The sequence below is a fragment of the Flavobacterium chungnamense genome (assembly GCF_039539165.1).
GTDB lineage: Bacteria > Bacteroidota > Bacteroidia > Flavobacteriales > Flavobacteriaceae > Flavobacterium > Flavobacterium chungnamense.
The window spans coordinates 97,574-115,022 of record NZ_BAABCS010000017.1; the positions used below are offsets into that span (position 1 = coordinate 97,574).

Genomic DNA, 17,449 nt, shown 5'->3' on the forward strand with positions numbered 1-17,449 from the left:
AAATTACTAATTTGGAAAAAAATGAAAAAATGAAAAATAAATTATTTTTACTTTTTGTGTTTATTACAACTATTTGTAAATCACAAACTTTAATACAATCTGTTAACTCAGGTAGTTTAATTGCATCAAATACTTCTCTATCAGTTGGGGAAATCGTTATTGTTCCTACTCAAAATCAATCCAACTCTGGGTTAATAGGGATTTTAACACAAGTAAATCAACAACAATTAGAAGTTTCGCAATTTGAAATTTCGGAAAATATTGTGGTTTATCCTAATCCAACTATTGCAACAATTTATTTTAAGACTTCTGAAAATCTTTTGAACGAAAATGTATCAATTTACAATACTACTGGACAATTAGTTTTGGAAAGTAAGATTGAAAATAATAATTCTTTAGATTTAAATAAATTATCAAGTGGTATCTACTTGATTCAATTTTCAAATAAAAAATTCAACTCCTTCAAAATAATCAAACGTTAGAAAAAACAATTTTAAAATCAAAACAAGTATGAAAAGAATAATTAGCCTTTATATTTTTTTAATTTCTACAGCAATATTTGCACAAGTACCACAAGGAATTTCTTATCAAGCAATTGCCTTAAATAACTCAGGAAATCCAGTTGTTAGTTCAAATGTTGGGATACGATTATCTATTTTAAATAATTCAGCAACTGGAACAGTTTTATATACCGAAACTCACACCAAAACCACTAATGCTCAAGGGCTTTTCAATTTAGTAATTGGACAAGGAACACCTACAACTGGAACTTTTAATACGATAAATTGGTCTGCAAATGCAAAATTTTTAAAAGTTGAAATGGATGTTGCAGGCGGAACAAGTTATGTTTTAGTTGGAACTACGCAACTTTTGAGTGTACCTTATGCACTTGCAGCAGACAGTTTAATAACTTCACCTGGTGAAGGTATTACTTTGGTTTCGCCAAATGGAACGCCATATCAATTAACCGTTAATGATAGTGGGCAGTTATCGTTGCCAACTTCCTCAGCCTCAGGAACTGGCCCAAACTCACTTTACATGTATGGCAGTTTTAATAGTTTTAATGCGTCTAATGCACTTCAATTTCAAATCAGCACCTATTTAGGCTCTATATTTTATGGTTACAAATATTTAACTGCAGGAACACAATTAAAATTTTTACCTGCTAATAATTCTTCTGCACAAGTACTTGGGTTAAACGGATCATTAAATTTAACGCCTAATGGAAATTCTTATACTGTAGCTTCAAGTGGGTTTTATCTTGTTGGTTTAGGAGATGAACAATCACCACATAATATATCAGATTACACTTTTTTTATATCTGATGGAGTACCACAAATAAGTATCCAAGGCTCTTTTGTAAACCCTTCTCAAATATCCTACAATGTAGCAACCAATACAATATCCTATTTTTTTAATGGTATAACCAATCAAAATGGTAGTTTTTATTTTGATGTACCAATACCTTTCGCGTCTGGTTCTGAACTTATGGGAGATCAATTTAATGATGGAACTCTAGATTTAGCTGCTTCATCATCGGTAATAAATTTTCCAGGAGCGAATTCAATTCCAAAAAATTATAGAATAGATTTAATCTTAAATTTTAATGGTTCTGGAACCTATACAATAACCCAATTATAAAAATTTTTAACTAACAAAAAATCCCATTTCGTATAAAGTGAAATGGGATTTTTTTAAGTTTTAAACTCTACCTCGTAAACAATAACTCTCTGTATTTAGTCAACGTCCAAACTTCGTCATCAACTAAAAGTTCTAATTTATCACAGTGTTCTCTGATAACTTCGAAATATGGTTTTACTTTATCGCAGTACATTTCTGCCATTTTTTGAGCATCGGTTAAAGCATTTGCTTTTTTACGAGCTTCTGTCATAGCTTCAACATTTGAGTTAATTCCTTCAATGTGAGCCGAAATTTCTTTGATTAAAGAGATTTGTTCTTTTGCAATTTTCTCAAAATCTTTTCCGAAGATTTCTTTTAAACCACGAACATTTTCAATTAACGTATTTTGGTAACGAATAGCTGTTGGAATCACGTGATTTCTTGCGATATCACCTAAAACTCTTCCTTCAATTTGAATTTTTTTAGTGTATTCTTCCAATTCGATTTCGTAACGTGCTTCTACCTCAACGTGGTTCATTACGTTTAAGTCTTTAAATAAATCCAATGCTTTTTTAGAAACTTTAGCTTTCAAAGCCGCTGGAGTAGTTTTGTGATTACTTAAACCTCGTTTTTTAGCTTCTTTTTCCCAAGCATCACTATATCCATCACCTTCAAAAAGGATGTTTTTAGTTTCTTTGATGTATTCTCTTAATACATTGAAAATTGCTTCGTCTTTCTTTAAATCTTTAGTTTCAATTAAAGCATCTACTTCTTTTTTGAACTCTTTCAATTGTTTTGCAACGATAGAATTCAAAGTTGTCATCGCGTTAGCACAGTTTGCAGAAGAACCTACGGCTCTAAATTCAAATTTATTTCCTGTGAAAGCAAATGGAGATGTTCTATTTCTATCAGTATTATCCAACATTACGTCTGGAATTTTACCTACAACATTTAGTTTTAAATCGGTTTTTTCTTCTGGAGATAATTTTCCTTTTGAAACACCTTCTAATTCAGCTAAAACTTTTGTCAATTGTTCTCCAATGAAAACAGAGATAATTGCCGGTGGCGCTTCATTTGCACCTAATCTATGGTCATTACTTGCAGTAGCAATAGCTGCACGAAGTAATTCTTCATATTCATTTACCGCTTTGATTGTATTGATAAAAAACGATAAGAATTGTAAATTACTCATAGGTGTTTTACTAGGAGAAAGTAAATTTACTCCAGTATCTGTTGCCAACGACCAGTTATTATGTTTTCCAGAACCGTTTACGCCTTTGAAAGGTTTTTCGTGAAATAGCACTTTAAAATCATGACGTTCACCAACTTTAGACATCACATCCATCAATAAAGAGTTGTGGTCAACAGCTAAATTAGTTTCTTCAAAAATTGGAGCTAATTCAAATTGATTTGGAGCCACTTCATTGTGACGAGTTTTTACTGGAATTCCTAACAACATACATTCTTCTTCCAACTCTCTCATGTAATTAAGAGCGCGAGAAGGAATCGATCCAAAATAATGGTCGTCTAATTGTTGTCCTTTTGCAGAAGTATGTCCAAGTAATGTTCTTCCGGTCATTACTAAATCAGGACGAGAATTTGCTAAAGAAGCATCTACCAAGAAATATTCTTGTTCCCAACCTAAAGTTGCCGTTACTTTTTTAACATTTTTATCAAAATATTTACAAACCTCAGTTGCTGCTTCATCAACAGCATTTAATGCGCGTAAAAGTGGTGTTTTATAATCTAAAGCTTCACCAGTATAAGAGATGAAAACTGTTGGGATACATAATGTTGTTCCAAAAATAAATGCTGGAGAAGTTGGATCCCAAGCTGTATATCCACGAGCTTCGAAGGTGTTTCTAATTCCACCATTTGGAAAAGAAGAAGCATCTGGCTCTTGTTGCACTAATTGTCCGCCACCAAATTTTTCAACAGCATCAGAACCATCGTAAGAAGTTTCAAAAAAAGCATCATGTTTCTCGGCAGTTGTTCCTGTTAATGGTTGAAACCAGTGTGTATAATGAGTTACGCCTTTATTTAAAGCCCATTCTTTCATACCCATTGCGATATAATCGGCTAATTTTCTGTCAATTTTAGTTCCATGCTGTACAGCATCTTTCACTCCTTTGTAAGCATCTGAAGTTAAATATTGCTTCATTGCTTTATCATTGAACACATTTGAACCAAAAAGAGCTGATTTTCTTCCTGCTTCTTCAAATTTTACTGGCTTTCTGCCTGATGCATCTTTTAATGCTTGGAAACGTAAAGTTGACATAAAAATTAAATTTTAAAAGTTATACCCTAGTATTTTGATGCAAATATAATACTATTTTGATTAAAAAATAAATATACCCTATTTTTTTAGGGGTAAAATCATTAAAATATCAAAATTCAATTGTAATTTCAATTACAATGTCAAAATTTCATTTTTTGATTTTAAAATATTTACTCTTAATTTTTTTTTAGTTGAAGTTTGACATTGAATTTTGATATTGATTTTTGGAAAGTTATCTTTGTAGAAATTGAAACTATTTAGTTTTTAGTTAGTAATTTTTAATTCATAATTGATTATGATTGTTTGGATATTATTCTTCGCACTAGTTTTTATAATTTTAGCTTTAGATTTGGGTGTTTTTAATAAAACGCCACACATTATTAGCACAAAAGAAGCTAGTAAATGGACTGCTATTTGGGTAACCGTTTCCTTTTTGTTTTCAGGAGTAATCTATTGGTTATATGGTACGGATTATATAAAAAATCCAACTGATTTAACTCAAACTGGTGCTGTATTAAAATTCATAACAGGATATTTAATTGAACTTTCTTTAAGTGTTGATAACATATTTGTTATTGCTGTAATATTTGCTTCGTTTAAAATTCCTCAGAAATATCAACATAGAGTTTTATTTTGGGGAATTCTTGGTGCGATTATTTTTAGAGGTTTAATGATTTCGTTTGGAGTTATTATTATCAATAAATTTACTTGGACAACCTATTTATTTGGTGCATTCTTAATATTTACCGCAGTAAAAATGTTTTTTTCGAAAGAAGAGGATGATTTTGAACCAAAAGATTCATTTGTATACAAAACATTAGGCAAAATAATGCCCATAACTTCCGAACATGATAAGGAGAAGTTTTTTATGCAAACTGATAAAGGAAGAGCTGCAACACCATTATTTGTTGCTTTGATAATTATTGAAGTTATGGATGTTTTGTTTGCTGTAGATAGTGTTCCTGCTATTTTAGCAATTACCTCTGATCCATTTATTGTTTTTAGTTCTAATATTTTTGCTATCCTTGGTTTACGTTCTATGTATTTTTTCTTAGCAAATATGTTAGAAAAATTTGCTTATCTAGAATACAGTTTAATTGCAATTTTGACCTTTGTTGGTATAAAAATGATTGCCCACGATTATATTCATTTACCAGAATGGGCTTCACTTGCCTTTATTGCGTTAGCTTTAATAGCTGGTGTTTTATATTCGCTACACAAAGCAAAAGATGTTGAAGAACACAAAGCATCTAGAGACGAAGAATAAAAAAAGAGGTTGCAATTTCTCACAACCTCTGTCCAAACAAACAAACTATAGACTAACCAAATCTATTTTATTTTAATACTTTAACTTTAGTATCATTTATTTTAAATGCTTTTACAACAGCATTGTAATCATTCAAGTCAATAGTATTAGAAGCACTTTTTCCAAAAAAACCTGGAATGATAACGATTCTAAACACTTGATTTATTCTAAAGTTATTTGAAACTGTTCCTAAATCATTTCCGTGCATGAATAATTCAATATCATTTTGCGTGAAATTAAAATCGTAACCAAAATCTAATGTTCCGTCATTAAAGAAATAGGTTTCTGGTTGCATTTTCCATACATCAGGACCAGAAGTACTTGTCAATCGGTACATTAAAATCATATCAGAACTGTAAGTACTATGAGGTAAAACAATGAAATTGTAATAATTATTTGAAGCCGTAAATGAACGTGTAACTTCAAAAACTTCACTTATAGTATCATTATCAACTGGTGTATCTCTCACCTCGTTAACGGTACAACTGCTTAGACTTATCATCCCGATAAATGCTAATAATAAAGTAATTTTTCTCATGATATTTTGGTTTTAATGATTAATGATATTTAATCCTATTCAATTGTTGTGCCAAAAAATTCTTTTTATAAAAAATTGTACCTTTGGAGTATGAAAAATGAATACAAACTTTATATGGTAATGCTTGGCTGCAGACCAGAAGGACGCTACACAGAGCAGCACGATATTTTTTTTGGAATTGGAACATCATTAAAAGAATTAATTCCAAATATGAAGGCATTTTGGCCAGAAGCAAAAGGTAGAATTCATATAGACGCCTGGAGAGAAGTTACTAATGTGGATAATTTTCAAATTGAAATTCTTCCAAAAGGAAAAGCAATTGCTTCTACTGATAATTTATTTTTTATCAATCTTGGTGGTTATAAAGAAAATGAATTTGAAGAATATCATTATAAAGTCTTAGCTGTTGGCGAGACATTAGCAGAAGCCTCTAAAAAAGCAAAGGCAACTACTTTCTATAAACATTGCACTTTTAAAGGAGCAACATCTCACATTGATGATAAATTCGGAATTGACATTGATGATGCGTTTAATGTAAAAGAAATATTGTCTCCAATTTTTAAGGATAATTTTGATATTTCAATCTCTAAAAAAGAGACTGATTTAAAAGAAGATACTTTACATATTGGCTATTTAAAAATTGATAAAATTGTTTAATTATGAGCAGAAATACAGATAAAAACATCAAAGCGCATAACGACAAACTTCATAAGGCACAAGACAAAGCCAAAGCAAAAAAAGTAGCTCGTGAAGAAAAACTTAAAGCAATGGTACGAAAATTTAACGAGCAAAAAGAATAGTCTTCTATGAAGAATTGTTATTGTGGAAGTTCTGATACTTTTGAATATTGTTGTAAAATTTACATCAAAGGAATTCAAAAACCTGCATCGGCAGAAGTATTAATGCGTTCAAGGTATTCAGCTTTTGCAACAGGTGAAGCCGATTATTTAGTTGCAACAACACATTCAAGCACAAGAAAATTTCATAAAAAATCTGATATTCTAGCTTGGAGTAAAAGTAACCAATGGATAAAATTAGAAGTTTTAGCTTCCACCGAAACCACAGTTACTTTTAAAGCATATTATCTAGATTACGAATTGAAAGCTCAAATCCATTATGAACACTCAACATTTACTTTTGAAAATGGAAATTGGTTTTATGTTGATGGAACCTTTCAATAAAAAAACCGAAGACAAAAGCTTCGGTTTTTTTTTATTCCTCTGTTGGTTCTTTTGGACTAGCTTCTTCTGGAGCATCCTCTTCGTCTTTTGGTCCAAATAAATACATTGCGCCTCCAATTACTACTAAGCCAATTTTAATTGCCCAAGCTGTATCATCACCCCATTTATAAATCCACATTAACAATCTTGGCACTCTGTCCAAATAATTCATAACTATTGCTGCAATACCAAGCAATGCCAGAAAACCTCCGAAATTTTTCATTGTTTATAGTTTTTTTTGGTTAATAGGCTTACAATATATTAATTTTTAAAATATTTACCACTTTTTTTCTAATTAAACAATGATTTTGGTTATAAATCAATCGTTCATTAAGCTATAACTTTGTATAAATATAAAAGAGATTACTATGAACAAAAATGAAATTATTAAAAGCATCATCAACGAGCAAAACGTTGTTATAAGTACTATAGAAAATTCTGTTTCAAAATATAAAAACGCTTCCGATATTGACGAAAATGATAGTATCGATCCTGAAGATTTTTCACATCAAGATGAAGCTAAAGAAATGCAATTACGCTACGAGCAAATTCTAGTTCAAGCCAAAAACAATTTAGACTTTTTAGAAACCTATAAAAATAAAGAAACAACTAAAATTGAATTGGGAAGCTTAATAGAAACTGAAGATTTGTACATTTTTATTGGAATCTCACTTCAACAATTTAAGTTGAATGGCAAAAATGTAATTGCAATTTCCGAAGAAGCACCTATTTATAACTCAATTAAAGAAAAAACAATTGGAGAAAAAATAACAATTGGAACAATTGAAAATACCATTATATCAATTTCTTAATTTAACTGGAATCCAAATTTCTTCTTCAGAATCCGAATCGTTATTTTTATATTTTTCACCTAAAACCTCAAACTGTGGATGATTGCCTAATTCATAATCAGAATTAGGCAACCATTCTTTATAAATTGAGTTGAAAAATGCAGCAACATTGCTTTGATCACCTTTATAATTAAAAACGGCATATAAACCTTCTTGAACTTCCAAGGTTTCCATTCCATCTGGAATAAAATCAAATGTTGAAACAGCTACTGCTGCCCATTTTACAAAAGGCGTATTGGGTTGAAAATCGAAATTCTCAGGATTGATTTGAATATTATATAATTCAGAACCGATTGTATTTTGAATTTCTTTTCGTCGTGGCATAAAACTGCTCCATAATTCAAAAACACGATAATCCGCGTAGGTAAACGAAAGGTTTTTACCTATGAATTTTGTGGTTGGGAAGGTTTTTATGGTTGGGTTCATTACTAAATAAATTTTTTAATTCTCCAATTTATTGGATTTTAAAAGATGCCATTTTGGATAAAAAAGTTTATTCTTTTATTATTTTTTTAATAGTCGTTCCTTGGGATGTTTTAATCTTTAGGAAATATAACCCACTTGAAAAACCAGATAAATCGGCTTTATTATTAATTAATTCACCTAAAACATTATAAATTTCAACAGATTGAACATCAACTTGACCATTTATAACAATTTGACCATTGGTTGGATTAGGGTAAACTTTAATTTCATTCTCCCAATTAAAATATGAAGTCATTAATGTTGAAAACGGATAACAATCAGAAACATTTATACAACCATTGGTAGTTAATTGAACTGCATAATTCCCATCTTGAGTTGGCGTAAATACTTGACTTGTAGCTCCATTTATTGGAGCATTATTGTTGTCACAATCTAACCATTGATAGGTTGTTCCTGCAAGAGTTCTATCGGCAGTTAATGTTGAAGCAGTTACAGTAACATTGGTTGTAAATGCATTTTGGCTATCGGTAATTACTATTGGAATTGTAAATGTATCTACTTGATCAGGATTGCAAAATAGATTAGTAACAGTTAATGTTACTTGATTAGTACCAGGACAAGAAAAATTATGAACAGGATTTTCTTGTGAACTTGTAGGTGAACCATCACCAAAATTCCAACTTAAAGTATCATAATTAATACTACTATTAAAAAAAGATATTGATGCATTATTTGTTGTCGGATTAAAATCGGCTGTTATTGGTGCAGGAACAAAAAGTGCAGTAGGCTGTAAACAACGTTGGATATCAAAATAAGTAACTGAATTTGGAACCCATTGATTTGCTACTATTGTTCCTGTTGCTTGAAGGACAGCTATTTTATAAGCTGGATCAAACCATTCGTAGGAAACAGTAGTTTGATCTACAACTTGCGGACCAGCTTGAGTTGTAATTGTAATTTGTTGAACTAAAGTAGATTTTATTTTTAACACATTATTATAGGTTCCAAAAGGTGTTGTTAATGTTCCCCAACCTTCAACTACATTTGAACGAGTACCATTAATTCCTAATTGAATTGGAATTCCAAAACTATTTAAATTAACATTCAATGCAATTGGGTTGCTATAGGAATCGTTATAATTCATAGGAAATTGATATAAAACATCAGGACTTTGATAAGATGCAACAAATGGAATTGTAGTTCCATTTAATGTAATTTGAGCTCCAATCATTTTATTAGCTAACTGACCAGTTGTTTTATTCAAATGATCAATCACATTTGTAAAACCTAAACCTTGAAATTGCAATCCATTGGTAAGTTTGGTAGCCAAATTAAAATTATTATTAAATTGAGAATTACAATTAAACAAATATCCATTTAATAAACACCATATATTTTTATATCCAGCAGTATTGGGATTTTGCCAAATAAGTGGTTCTTGACTAACAGGAATTAATGCTGAATAATCCCAATTAATATTTGTACCTGTTTGAACATAATCTAAGGTTAAACCTGCTGGAGTAGATGTACTGACCATTAATTGATCACCAGCATTAGCAAAATTTGTAGATGTATAGGTAGTTTGACTAAATCCTATTTGATTAAAAATAAAAATAAATAAAATAAAAGTACTTTTTTTCATGTTGTTTGTTTTGCTCAAAATTAATTTATTATCTAGTTTTTAACAAATTATATGAAAAAAAAATATTTACACCTCTTTTTTAAAAACAAATTAAACAAAATATCATAAAAAAAATGGCTACTAAATTCAATTACGAATTAATAGCCACTTTTTTATTAAGATTTGTATGAATCGCTTACATATTGCGTCTATACTGTCCACCAACTTCAAACAACGCACTTGTTATTTGTCCTAATGAACAAACTTTTGTAGCATCCATTAATTTTTCAAAAATGTTTTGATTGTTGATAGCTGCATCTTGAATGATATTGATTTGTTCTGCAACTTTTTCACCACTTGTTTTATGAAGATTGTTCAACATATCGATTTGATATTGTTTTTCTTCTTCAGTAGCACGAATTACTTCTGCCGGAATTACTGTTGGAGAACCTTTAGAACTCAAGAAGGTATTTACTCCGATAATTGGGAATTCACCAGTGTGTTTTAAAGTTTCGTAATACAAACTTTCTTCTTGAATTTTAGAACGTTGGTACATAGTTTCCATTGCACCCAAAACACCTCCACGTTCTGTGATTCGGTCAAATTCTTGTAAAACGGCATCTTCCACTAAATCGGTTAACTCTTCAATAATAAACGAACCTTGAATTGGGTTTTCGTTTTTCGCCAAACCTAATTCTTTATTAATAATCAACTGAATTGCCATTGCTCTACGAACTGATTCTTCTGTTGGTGTTGTAATCGCTTCATCATAGGCATTTGTATGTAATGAATTACAGTTATCATAAATCGCATACAATGCTTGTAACGTTGTACGAATATCATTAAAATCAATTTCTTGTGCGTGTAAAGAACGTCCAGATGTTTGAATATGGTATTTCAACATTTGTGCTCTTTCGTTGGCTCCATATTTGTTTTTCATGGCTTTCGCCCAAATTTTTCTAGCAACTCGACCGATTACAGCATATTCTGGATCAATTCCGTTTGAGAAAAAGAATGATAAGTTTGGTCCGAAATCGTTGATATTCATTCCACGACTTAAATAATATTCCACGTAAGTGAAACCATTTGCTAATGTAAATGCCAATTGTGAAATCGGATTCGCACCAGCTTCTGCAATATGATAACCCGAAATAGAAACCGAGTAGAAATTACGAACATTTTGCTTGATGAAATATTCTTGAACATCACCCATCAATCTTAAAGCAAATTCTGTAGAGAAAATACAAGTGTTCTGTGCTTGATCTTCTTTCAAAATATCAGCTTGAACTGTTCCACGAACTTGAGCTAAAGTTTTAATTTTGATATCATTATAAACTTCCAAAGGCAAAACTTGGTCACCAGTTACACCTAAAAGCATTAAACCTAAACCATTATTTCCTTCTGGTAAAGCACCTTGGTATTTTGGTCTTGCTGTACCTTTTTTCTTGTAAATTTCATTGATTCGTTCTTCAACTTCTGTTTGAAGATTATTTTCGATAATGTATTTTTCACAGTTTTGGTCAATGGCAGCATTCATAAAAAATCCCAATAACATTGGAGCCGGACCATTGATTGTCATCGAAACCGAAGTTAACGGATGACTTAAATCGAAACCAGAATATAATTTTTTAGCATCATCTAAACAACAAATAGAAACTCCGGCATTACCAATTTTTCCATAAATATCAGGACGAATATGGGGATCATTTCCATATAAAGTTACAGAGTCAAAAGCTGTAGAAAGACGTTTTGCAGGTAATCCAGCAGAAACATAATGAAAACGTTTATTGGTACGTTCTGGTCCGCCTTCACCAGCAAACATTCGGCTTGGATCTTCACCTTCACGTTTAAATGGATACAATCCTGATGCAAATGGAAACTCTCCTGGAACATTTTCTTGTAAATTCCATTTCAAAATATCACCCCAAGCTTGGTACTTAGGCAATGAAATTTTCGGAATTTGAGAATGTGATAAGCTTTCAGTGTGCGTTGCGATTTTAATTTCCTTATCACGAACTTTAAAGCTATAAATTGGATTTTTATATTTAGCTACTTTTTCATCCCAAGTTAGAATTACTTCCCAATTGTATGGGTCAAGATTCATTTTTACTCTATCGAATTCTTTAACCAAAAGATTTAAAAACTCATTTCTACTTTCATCCTTAGAATGTAAAATAGTTTCTTCTATTCCTGCTTTTGTCAAATTTGGTTTGCTTCCAAAAACAGTTTCTATCGTTTTGTAAATTCCATATAATTTTTGAGCCACTTCCACTTGAGAAAGTGCAGTTTCGTCGTATTTTCTATTATTTTCTGCAATTTCGGATAAATAACGTGTTCTGTGAGGTGGAATTACGAAAATTTTCTCGCTCATTTCACGCGTAATTTCGAAAGTCGATTTTAAATCGGCTCCTGTTTTTTCTACAATTTTATCCATGATAGATTTGTAGAGTGTATTCATTCCTGGATCGTTGAATTGTGAAGCAATTGTTCCGAAAATCGGCATCGTTTCTACATCTGCATCCCACAAATTATGATTTCGTTGGTATTGTTTTTTAACATCACGAATAGCGTCTAATGCACCACGTTTGTCAAATTTATTTAACGCTACTAAATCAGCAAAATCTAACATATCGATTTTTTCCAATTGTGTTGCTGCTCCAAATTCTGGCGTCATTACGTAAAGTGAAACATCGGAATGATCCATAATTTCAGTATCCGATTGTCCAATTCCTGAAGTTTCTAGAATGATGATATCGTATTTAGCTGCTTTTAAAACTTCGATTGCCTCGTTCACATATTTAGACAAAGCCAAATTCGATTGACGAGTTGCCAACGAACGCATGTAAACTCTAGAATTATTGATAGCATTCATGCGAATTCTATCACCTAAAAGCGCACCACCAGTTTTACGTTTTGAAGGATCTACAGAAATCAATCCGATAGTTTTCTCAGGAAAATCAATTAAAAATCTTCTAACTAATTCATCAACTAACGATGATTTTCCGGCGCCACCAGTTCCAGTAATTCCAAGAACAGGTATTTTATTGGTTTCATTTTTTTTGTGAATTTCGTCAAAAGCTGTTTTTGCAATTTCTGGAAAATTTTCAGCTGCCGAAATTAATCTTGCAATTGCAGTTGGATTTTTATCCTCAATATGAGCTAATTCGCCATTTAATTTATCCCCAATTGGATAATCAGAACGATGTACTAAATCGTTAATCATTCCTTGTAAACCCATGGCACGTCCATCATCTGGAGAATAAATTCTTTCTATACCATATTCGTGCAATTCAGAAATTTCAGAAGGAAGGATTACTCCACCACCACCACCAAAAATCTTGATGTGTCCTGCTCCTTTTTCTTTAAGCAAATCGAACATGTATTTAAAATATTCATTGTGACCACCTTGATAAGAAGTCATTGCAATGGCATTAGCATCTTCTTGAATAGCTGTATTTACAACTTCTTCGACGCTTCTGTCATGACCCAGATGAATTACCTCTACACCAGTAGCTTGGATAATTCTTCTCATGATATTAATTGCTGCATCGTGACCATCAAAAAGTGATGCTGCAGTTACAATTCTTACTTTATTTTTAGGAATATAAGGAGTTTGTGGTTCCATTTGTAATTTTTATTCAAATTTAGGAGTGCAATTTACGAATTTAATAATTTTAATACGATTTTATTACAGAGAAAAAAAGCAACAGATTTTTGTATCATTTTGACTACACATTTTTAAGCAATTACCTGATTTACAAACTAAAAAAATATTTTAAAAATAGGATTAACCTAATTTTAAAATAAATAAACATTTGAGGCACTATATTTGTAAACCTATATGAGAAAATAAAACACCATTAGAAAAACAATTTTACTTTTATTAGCTGGATTAACCTTATCTAGTTGTGCAGAAATGCAACAAATAGCCAATCAACTACCTGGCGTCTTAGAACAAGTAAATGTAGATATTGCAGGCGGATTGAAAGAAGCGTTAAATAATGGAATCAATAAACAAGTAACTAAACTTACTGCTGTAGATGGATTTTATAAAAACGAAATGGTCAAAATTTTGTTACCTGAAGAATTACAAAAAGTAGATGCAGGATTAAGAAAAATTGGTTTAGGAAAATTGGCCGATGATGGTTTGAGAGCAATAAATAGAACTGCAGAAGATGCTGTAAAGCAAGCCACTCCAATATTTGTTGATGCCATAAAAGGAATGACTTTTACAGATGCTAAAAACATTTTGATGGGAAATGAAAGTGCAGCCACAACCTACTTACAAAGTTCAACTTCAACAGCTTTGTATGCAAAATTTAATCCTGTGATTAAAAATTCATTTGCTAAAGTTGGAGCTGACAAAGTTTGGGCTAATATTATTACCAAATACAATGCGATTCCATTAGTTAAAAAAGTAAATCCTGATTTAACTGACTATACAACTAACAAAGCTATGGAAGGTGTTTTCAAAATGATTTCAGTGGAAGAAAAGAATATTAGAACAGATTTAAACTCTAGAACCTCTGATTTATTGAAAAAAGTTTTTGCTTTGCAGGATAATAAATAATAATTGCTATTATTTTAATAATCAATAACATAAGTATAACATTGTCTTAACATATAGATTGCTAAAATAGTAAGATATTTGCAAAGTAATAAATGAGGATTTATTATTTTGTTTGGTTTAGGTTAGTTAAAAAGATTGCCAATGTTTGTGAAAGCATTGGCATTTTTTTTGTCCTAAAGTTGCAAAGTTTGTTTTAGTTCTTTTGAATAAATGCGATAACTTGATTATTAAAGATAGTTGATTGCTCGACATTTACTACATGACCACATTTTTCAATTACAAATAACTTTGAAGATTTATAATGCTTTTCGACAACTTTTCTTACTGATGGCAAAAACATATAATCTTCTTCACCCATGACATAAAAAGTTGGAATATTCAGTTCTTGTTGTCGAAACCATTTCAAAACAGGATTTATTTCGGCGGTGAGTTTGAACCATCTTATGAATTCTTTTTGGTATAACTTTTTGGCTTCGTTTATGAATAGTAATCGAGATTGTTTGTGGTTTTTATTAGGCATAATCACAAAAGCAAAAAACTTATACAAAACCAGATAAGGCAAGACATATTTAAAGATGTTTCCCAAACGCATTAATATTTGAGAGCGGAAATTCATTTTCAAAATCGCTCCTCCCATAATCATGCTTTTCACTCTTTTCGGATGCATTTCTGCCAATTGTCGAATTACAATTGTTCCCAGTGAAATTCCGACAAAATGAGATGCTTTTATTTGCAAACAATCTAAAACTTCTAATACATCATTAGCAATGGATTTAAAAGTATATTTTTGTTTGAATGCTTTTTTAATTTGTGAATTAGAATCGCCATGACCTCTTAAATCCAACAATAAAACATTAAAATGCTTTTGAAATTCTCTAATTTGCTTAAACCAAATAGAAGAGCTTCCTCCTGCGCCGTGCACAAAAGTTACCCATTGGTTAGAATTTTCGTTTTTATATATTGTGTAGGAAATCAAAAGCTGTTTTTTAAAATCTCTTCCATTTCGTTTTGCACTTTTATGGCTTCATCTTTTGCTTTTTGAGCAAAATTAGTTCCGTTGGAAGCATAAATTATGGCTCTTGAAGAATTTATTAAAAGTCCAACATTATCATTCATTCCATATTTACAAACATCTTGTAAATTTCCTCCTTGCGCTCCTACTCCTGGAACCAAAAGGAAACTACTTGGCACTATTTTTCTAATTTCTTTGAAATATTCAGCTTTGGTTGCTCCAACAACATACATTAGATTTTCGGAGTTTTTCCATCTTTTAGAAGTTTCTAAAACTTGTTTATATAACTCTTTCCCATTAGTTTCTAATGTCTGAAAATCAAAAGCACCTTCATTTGATGTTAAAGCCAACATTATAGTATGTTTGTTTTCAAAAGCTAGAAATGGTTCCACTGAATCTTTTCCCATATAAGGTGCAACGGTAACCGAATCGAAATTCAAATCCTCGAAAAAAGCTTTGGCATACATTGATGAAGTATTTCCTATATCACCACGTTTTGCATCGGCAATTGTGAAAATTTCAGGATGGTTTTCGTTGATATAATTAATAGTTTTCTGTAATGACTGCCAACCTTTTATTCCATAAGCTTCATAGAAAGCTGTATTAGGTTTGTAGGACACGCACAAATCATGAGTCGCATCAATTATGGCTTTGTTGAATTCAAAAATTGGATCTTCGAGTTCTAGTAAATGTTGCGGAATTTTGGTTAAATCAACATCTAAACCAATGCATAGAAAGGATTTTTTTAGTTGAATTTGTTCGATTAGGTGTTGTGTTGTCATTGTGGTTGTTTGATTGCAAAGTTCGCAAAGTTTTTTGCAAAGTTCGCTATGTGTTAAAAAAAAAGCTAAACATAAATTGTTCAGCCTGTTTTTTCTTTATTCTATTCTCTAATTTCTTTGATTAAAAAACCTCAGATTCTTTCAGTTTCTCCATATTGTTAACCAATTGCAATTCGTCAACAAATTTTTGTATTTTACCATTCATCACGCCATCCATATCGAAAACGTCTAAACCAATTCTGTGGTCAGTTACACGACCTTGAGAGTAGTTGTATGTCCTGATTTTTGCTGAACGGTCACCAGAGCTAACTTGCGAAGTACGTTTTACAGCATCTTCAGCTTGTTTTTTGGCTAATTCTTGTTCGTATAAACGTGAACGTAAAACCTCTAAAGCTTTATCTTTATTTTTATGTTGTGATTTTTGATCTTGACATTGTGCTACTAATCCAGTTGGAATGTGTGTTAAACGAACCGCAGATTTGGTAGTATTTACCGATTGCCCACCAGGTCCAGAAGAACAGAAAAAATCAACACGAACTTCATTCATGTCAATTTGAACATCAAATTCTTCAGCTTCAGGTAAAACCATTACTGTTGCAGCTGATGTATGCACACGACCTTGAGTTTCTGTTTGAGGAACACGTTGTACACGATGAACTCCAGCTTCAAATTTTAAAGTACCATAAACATCTTCACCTGTAACTTCAAAAATCACCTCTTTAAATCCACCAGAAGTTCCTTCGTTCATATCAACCACTGAAGTTCTCCAACCGCGAGTTTCACAATATTTAGTGTACATTCTAAATAAATCTCCTGCAAAAATAGAAGCCTCATCACCACCAGTTCCAGCACGAATCTCTACCATAACGTTTTTAGCATCTTCGGCATCTTTAGGAATCAACATAAACTTGATTTCTTCTTCTAGTTGAGGAAGACGTTCTTTAGCTTCGTCCAATTGCATTTTGGCCATTTCAACCATTTCTGCATCTGAACCATCAGCAAGAATTTCGTTGGCTTCTTCTATATTTCCAGTAATATTTATCAATTCTTCGCGCTTTTCCATCAAATCTTTAAGTCCTTTATACTCTTGATTTAATTGCACATAACGTTTTTGATCCGAAATAACATCAGGTTGAATAATCAAATCTGAAATTTCATCGAAACGCTGTTTTACATATTGAAGTCTTTCTAACATTGTAATCTGTATTTTGGAGTGCAAAAGTAG

General features: G+C 31.4%; 17 protein-coding genes. 8 read left to right on the plus strand and 9 right to left on the minus strand.

The features are described from left to right. Positions 1-29 precede the first annotated feature (29 nt). Together ABD771_RS09450 and ABD771_RS09455 are read left to right on the plus strand one after the other, a co-directional pair. Positions 30-482, plus strand: coding sequence for a T9SS type A sorting domain-containing protein (locus ABD771_RS09450; RefSeq protein ID WP_344817265.1), 453 nt, complete (start codon positions 30-32; stop codon positions 480-482). Between the two features lie 28 nt (positions 483-510). Then, a complete protein-coding gene (locus ABD771_RS09455) occupies positions 511-1,641 on the plus strand; it encodes a cadherin repeat domain-containing protein (RefSeq protein ID WP_344817266.1) in 1,131 nt (376 codons plus the stop codon). A 67-nt stretch (positions 1,642-1,708) separates the two neighbouring features. On the opposite strand, the gene ABD771_RS09460 is transcribed toward ABD771_RS09455, so the two are convergent. Continuing rightward, a complete protein-coding gene (locus ABD771_RS09460) occupies positions 1,709-3,898 on the minus strand; it encodes a glutamine synthetase III family protein (RefSeq protein ID WP_345093907.1) in 2,190 nt (729 codons plus the stop codon). Positions 3,899-4,193: 295 nt separating this feature from the next. Between ABD771_RS09460 and ABD771_RS09465 the strand changes: the two genes are divergently transcribed. Beyond that, the gene (locus tag ABD771_RS09465) at positions 4,194-5,165 is read left to right on the plus strand and encodes a TerC family protein (protein ID WP_345093909.1); all 972 of its coding nucleotides are present in this window, start codon (positions 4,194-4,196) and stop codon (positions 5,163-5,165) included. 67 nt (positions 5,166-5,232) lie between these two features. On the opposite strand, the gene ABD771_RS09470 is transcribed toward ABD771_RS09465, so the two are convergent. After that, on the minus strand, positions 5,233-5,742 hold the full coding sequence (locus ABD771_RS09470; RefSeq protein ID WP_345093911.1) for a hypothetical protein: 510 nt from the start codon (positions 5,740-5,742) through the stop codon (positions 5,233-5,235). A 90-nt stretch (positions 5,743-5,832) separates the two neighbouring features. Between ABD771_RS09470 and ABD771_RS09475 the strand changes: the two genes are divergently transcribed. Genes ABD771_RS09475 through ABD771_RS09485 form a run of 3 tightly spaced genes read left to right on the plus strand, consistent with a single transcriptional unit; the run spans position 5,833 to position 6,923 of the window. Beyond that, complete coding sequence (locus ABD771_RS09475) at positions 5,833-6,399, plus strand: DUF1543 domain-containing protein (protein ID WP_345093913.1); 567 nt, start codon at positions 5,833-5,835, stop codon at positions 6,397-6,399. Between the two features lie 2 nt (positions 6,400-6,401). After that, the gene (locus ABD771_RS09480; protein ID WP_345093915.1) at positions 6,402-6,542 is read left to right on the plus strand and encodes a hypothetical protein; all 141 of its coding nucleotides are present in this window, start codon (positions 6,402-6,404) and stop codon (positions 6,540-6,542) included. A gap of 6 nt (positions 6,543-6,548) precedes the next feature. Continuing rightward, positions 6,549-6,923, plus strand: coding sequence for a YchJ family protein (locus ABD771_RS09485; protein ID WP_345093917.1), 375 nt, complete (start codon positions 6,549-6,551; stop codon positions 6,921-6,923). A gap of 31 nt (positions 6,924-6,954) precedes the next feature. On the opposite strand, the gene ABD771_RS09490 is transcribed toward ABD771_RS09485, so the two are convergent. Further along, entirely contained in the window at positions 6,955-7,185 is a 231-nt protein-coding gene (locus tag ABD771_RS09490) for a hypothetical protein (RefSeq protein ID WP_345093919.1), read from the minus strand. Positions 7,186-7,330: 145 nt separating this feature from the next. Here ABD771_RS09490 and ABD771_RS09495 point away from each other — a divergent pair, with 145 nt between their 5' ends. After that, on the plus strand, positions 7,331-7,774 hold the full coding sequence (locus ABD771_RS09495; protein WP_345093921.1) for a hypothetical protein: 444 nt from the start codon (positions 7,331-7,333) through the stop codon (positions 7,772-7,774). Here ABD771_RS09495 and ABD771_RS09500 read toward each other — a convergent pair. The 3 genes from ABD771_RS09500 to ABD771_RS09510 form a co-directional block, all read right to left on the minus strand. Continuing rightward, complete coding sequence (locus tag ABD771_RS09500) at positions 7,763-8,239, minus strand: GyrI-like domain-containing protein (protein ID WP_345093924.1); 477 nt, start codon at positions 8,237-8,239, stop codon at positions 7,763-7,765. The genes ABD771_RS09495 and ABD771_RS09500 overlap by 12 nt on opposite strands. A 67-nt stretch (positions 8,240-8,306) precedes the next feature. Next, the gene (locus ABD771_RS09505; RefSeq protein WP_345093926.1) at positions 8,307-9,881 is read right to left on the minus strand and encodes a T9SS type A sorting domain-containing protein; all 1,575 of its coding nucleotides are present in this window, start codon (positions 9,879-9,881) and stop codon (positions 8,307-8,309) included. A gap of 175 nt (positions 9,882-10,056) precedes the next feature. Beyond that, the gene (locus tag ABD771_RS09510; protein WP_345093928.1) at positions 10,057-13,485 is read right to left on the minus strand and encodes a methylmalonyl-CoA mutase family protein; all 3,429 of its coding nucleotides are present in this window, start codon (positions 13,483-13,485) and stop codon (positions 10,057-10,059) included. A 291-nt stretch (positions 13,486-13,776) separates the two neighbouring features. On the opposite strand from ABD771_RS09510, the gene ABD771_RS09515 reads away from it, so the two are divergent. Next, a complete protein-coding gene (locus tag ABD771_RS09515) occupies positions 13,777-14,430 on the plus strand; it encodes a DUF4197 domain-containing protein (RefSeq protein WP_345093930.1) in 654 nt (217 codons plus the stop codon). Between the two features lie 193 nt (positions 14,431-14,623). Here ABD771_RS09515 and ABD771_RS09520 read toward each other — a convergent pair whose 3' ends face one another. The 3 genes from ABD771_RS09520 to prfA all read right to left on the minus strand — a co-directional run bounded on the left by ABD771_RS09520 (position 14,624) and on the right by prfA (position 17,419). Further along, complete coding sequence (locus ABD771_RS09520; RefSeq protein ID WP_345093932.1) at positions 14,624-15,406, minus strand: alpha/beta fold hydrolase; 783 nt, start codon at positions 15,404-15,406, stop codon at positions 14,624-14,626. Further along, positions 15,403-16,224 carry an orotidine-5'-phosphate decarboxylase gene (gene pyrF, locus ABD771_RS09525; RefSeq protein WP_345093934.1) on the minus strand — a complete coding sequence of 274 codons (822 nt, stop codon included), beginning with the start codon at positions 16,222-16,224 and terminating at the stop codon, positions 15,403-15,405. Before pyrF ends, ABD771_RS09520 begins: the two co-directional genes overlap by 4 nt. A gap of 121 nt (positions 16,225-16,345) precedes the next feature. After that, the gene (gene prfA / locus ABD771_RS09530) at positions 16,346-17,419 is read right to left on the minus strand and encodes a peptide chain release factor 1 (RefSeq protein ID WP_345093936.1); all 1,074 of its coding nucleotides are present in this window, start codon (positions 17,417-17,419) and stop codon (positions 16,346-16,348) included. Positions 17,420-17,449: the final 30 nt, after the last annotated feature.

Excerpts from the sequence above, each read along its gene's own strand:
- ABD771_RS09450 (WP_344817265.1), top strand. The coding sequence starts at position 30 with ATGAAAAATAAATTATTTTTACTTTTTGTGTTTATTACAACTATTTGT.
- ABD771_RS09455 (WP_344817266.1), top strand. The coding sequence starts at position 511 with ATGAAAAGAATAATTAGCCTTTATATTTTTTTAATTTCTACAGCAATA.
- ABD771_RS09460 (WP_345093907.1), bottom strand. The coding sequence starts at position 3,898 with ATGTCAACTTTACGTTTCCAAGCATTAAAAGATGCATCAGGCAGAAAG.
- ABD771_RS09465 (WP_345093909.1), top strand. The coding sequence starts at position 4,194 with ATGATTGTTTGGATATTATTCTTCGCACTAGTTTTTATAATTTTAGCT.
- ABD771_RS09470 (WP_345093911.1), bottom strand. The coding sequence starts at position 5,742 with ATGAGAAAAATTACTTTATTATTAGCATTTATCGGGATGATAAGTCTA.
- ABD771_RS09475 (WP_345093913.1), top strand. The coding sequence starts at position 5,833 with ATGAAAAATGAATACAAACTTTATATGGTAATGCTTGGCTGCAGACCA.
- ABD771_RS09480 (WP_345093915.1), top strand. The coding sequence starts at position 6,402 with ATGAGCAGAAATACAGATAAAAACATCAAAGCGCATAACGACAAACTT.
- ABD771_RS09485 (WP_345093917.1), top strand. The coding sequence starts at position 6,549 with ATGAAGAATTGTTATTGTGGAAGTTCTGATACTTTTGAATATTGTTGT.
- ABD771_RS09490 (WP_345093919.1), bottom strand. The coding sequence starts at position 7,185 with ATGAAAAATTTCGGAGGTTTTCTGGCATTGCTTGGTATTGCAGCAATA.
- ABD771_RS09495 (WP_345093921.1), top strand. The coding sequence starts at position 7,331 with ATGAACAAAAATGAAATTATTAAAAGCATCATCAACGAGCAAAACGTT.
- ABD771_RS09500 (WP_345093924.1), bottom strand. The coding sequence starts at position 8,239 with ATGAACCCAACCATAAAAACCTTCCCAACCACAAAATTCATAGGTAAA.
- ABD771_RS09505 (WP_345093926.1), bottom strand. The coding sequence starts at position 9,881 with ATGAAAAAAAGTACTTTTATTTTATTTATTTTTATTTTTAATCAAATA.
- ABD771_RS09510 (WP_345093928.1), bottom strand. The coding sequence starts at position 13,485 with ATGGAACCACAAACTCCTTATATTCCTAAAAATAAAGTAAGAATTGTA.
- ABD771_RS09515 (WP_345093930.1), top strand. The coding sequence starts at position 13,777 with ATGCAACAAATAGCCAATCAACTACCTGGCGTCTTAGAACAAGTAAAT.
- pyrF (WP_345093934.1), bottom strand. The coding sequence starts at position 16,224 with ATGACAACACAACACCTAATCGAACAAATTCAACTAAAAAAATCCTTT.
- prfA (WP_345093936.1), bottom strand. The coding sequence starts at position 17,419 with ATGTTAGAAAGACTTCAATATGTAAAACAGCGTTTCGATGAAATTTCA.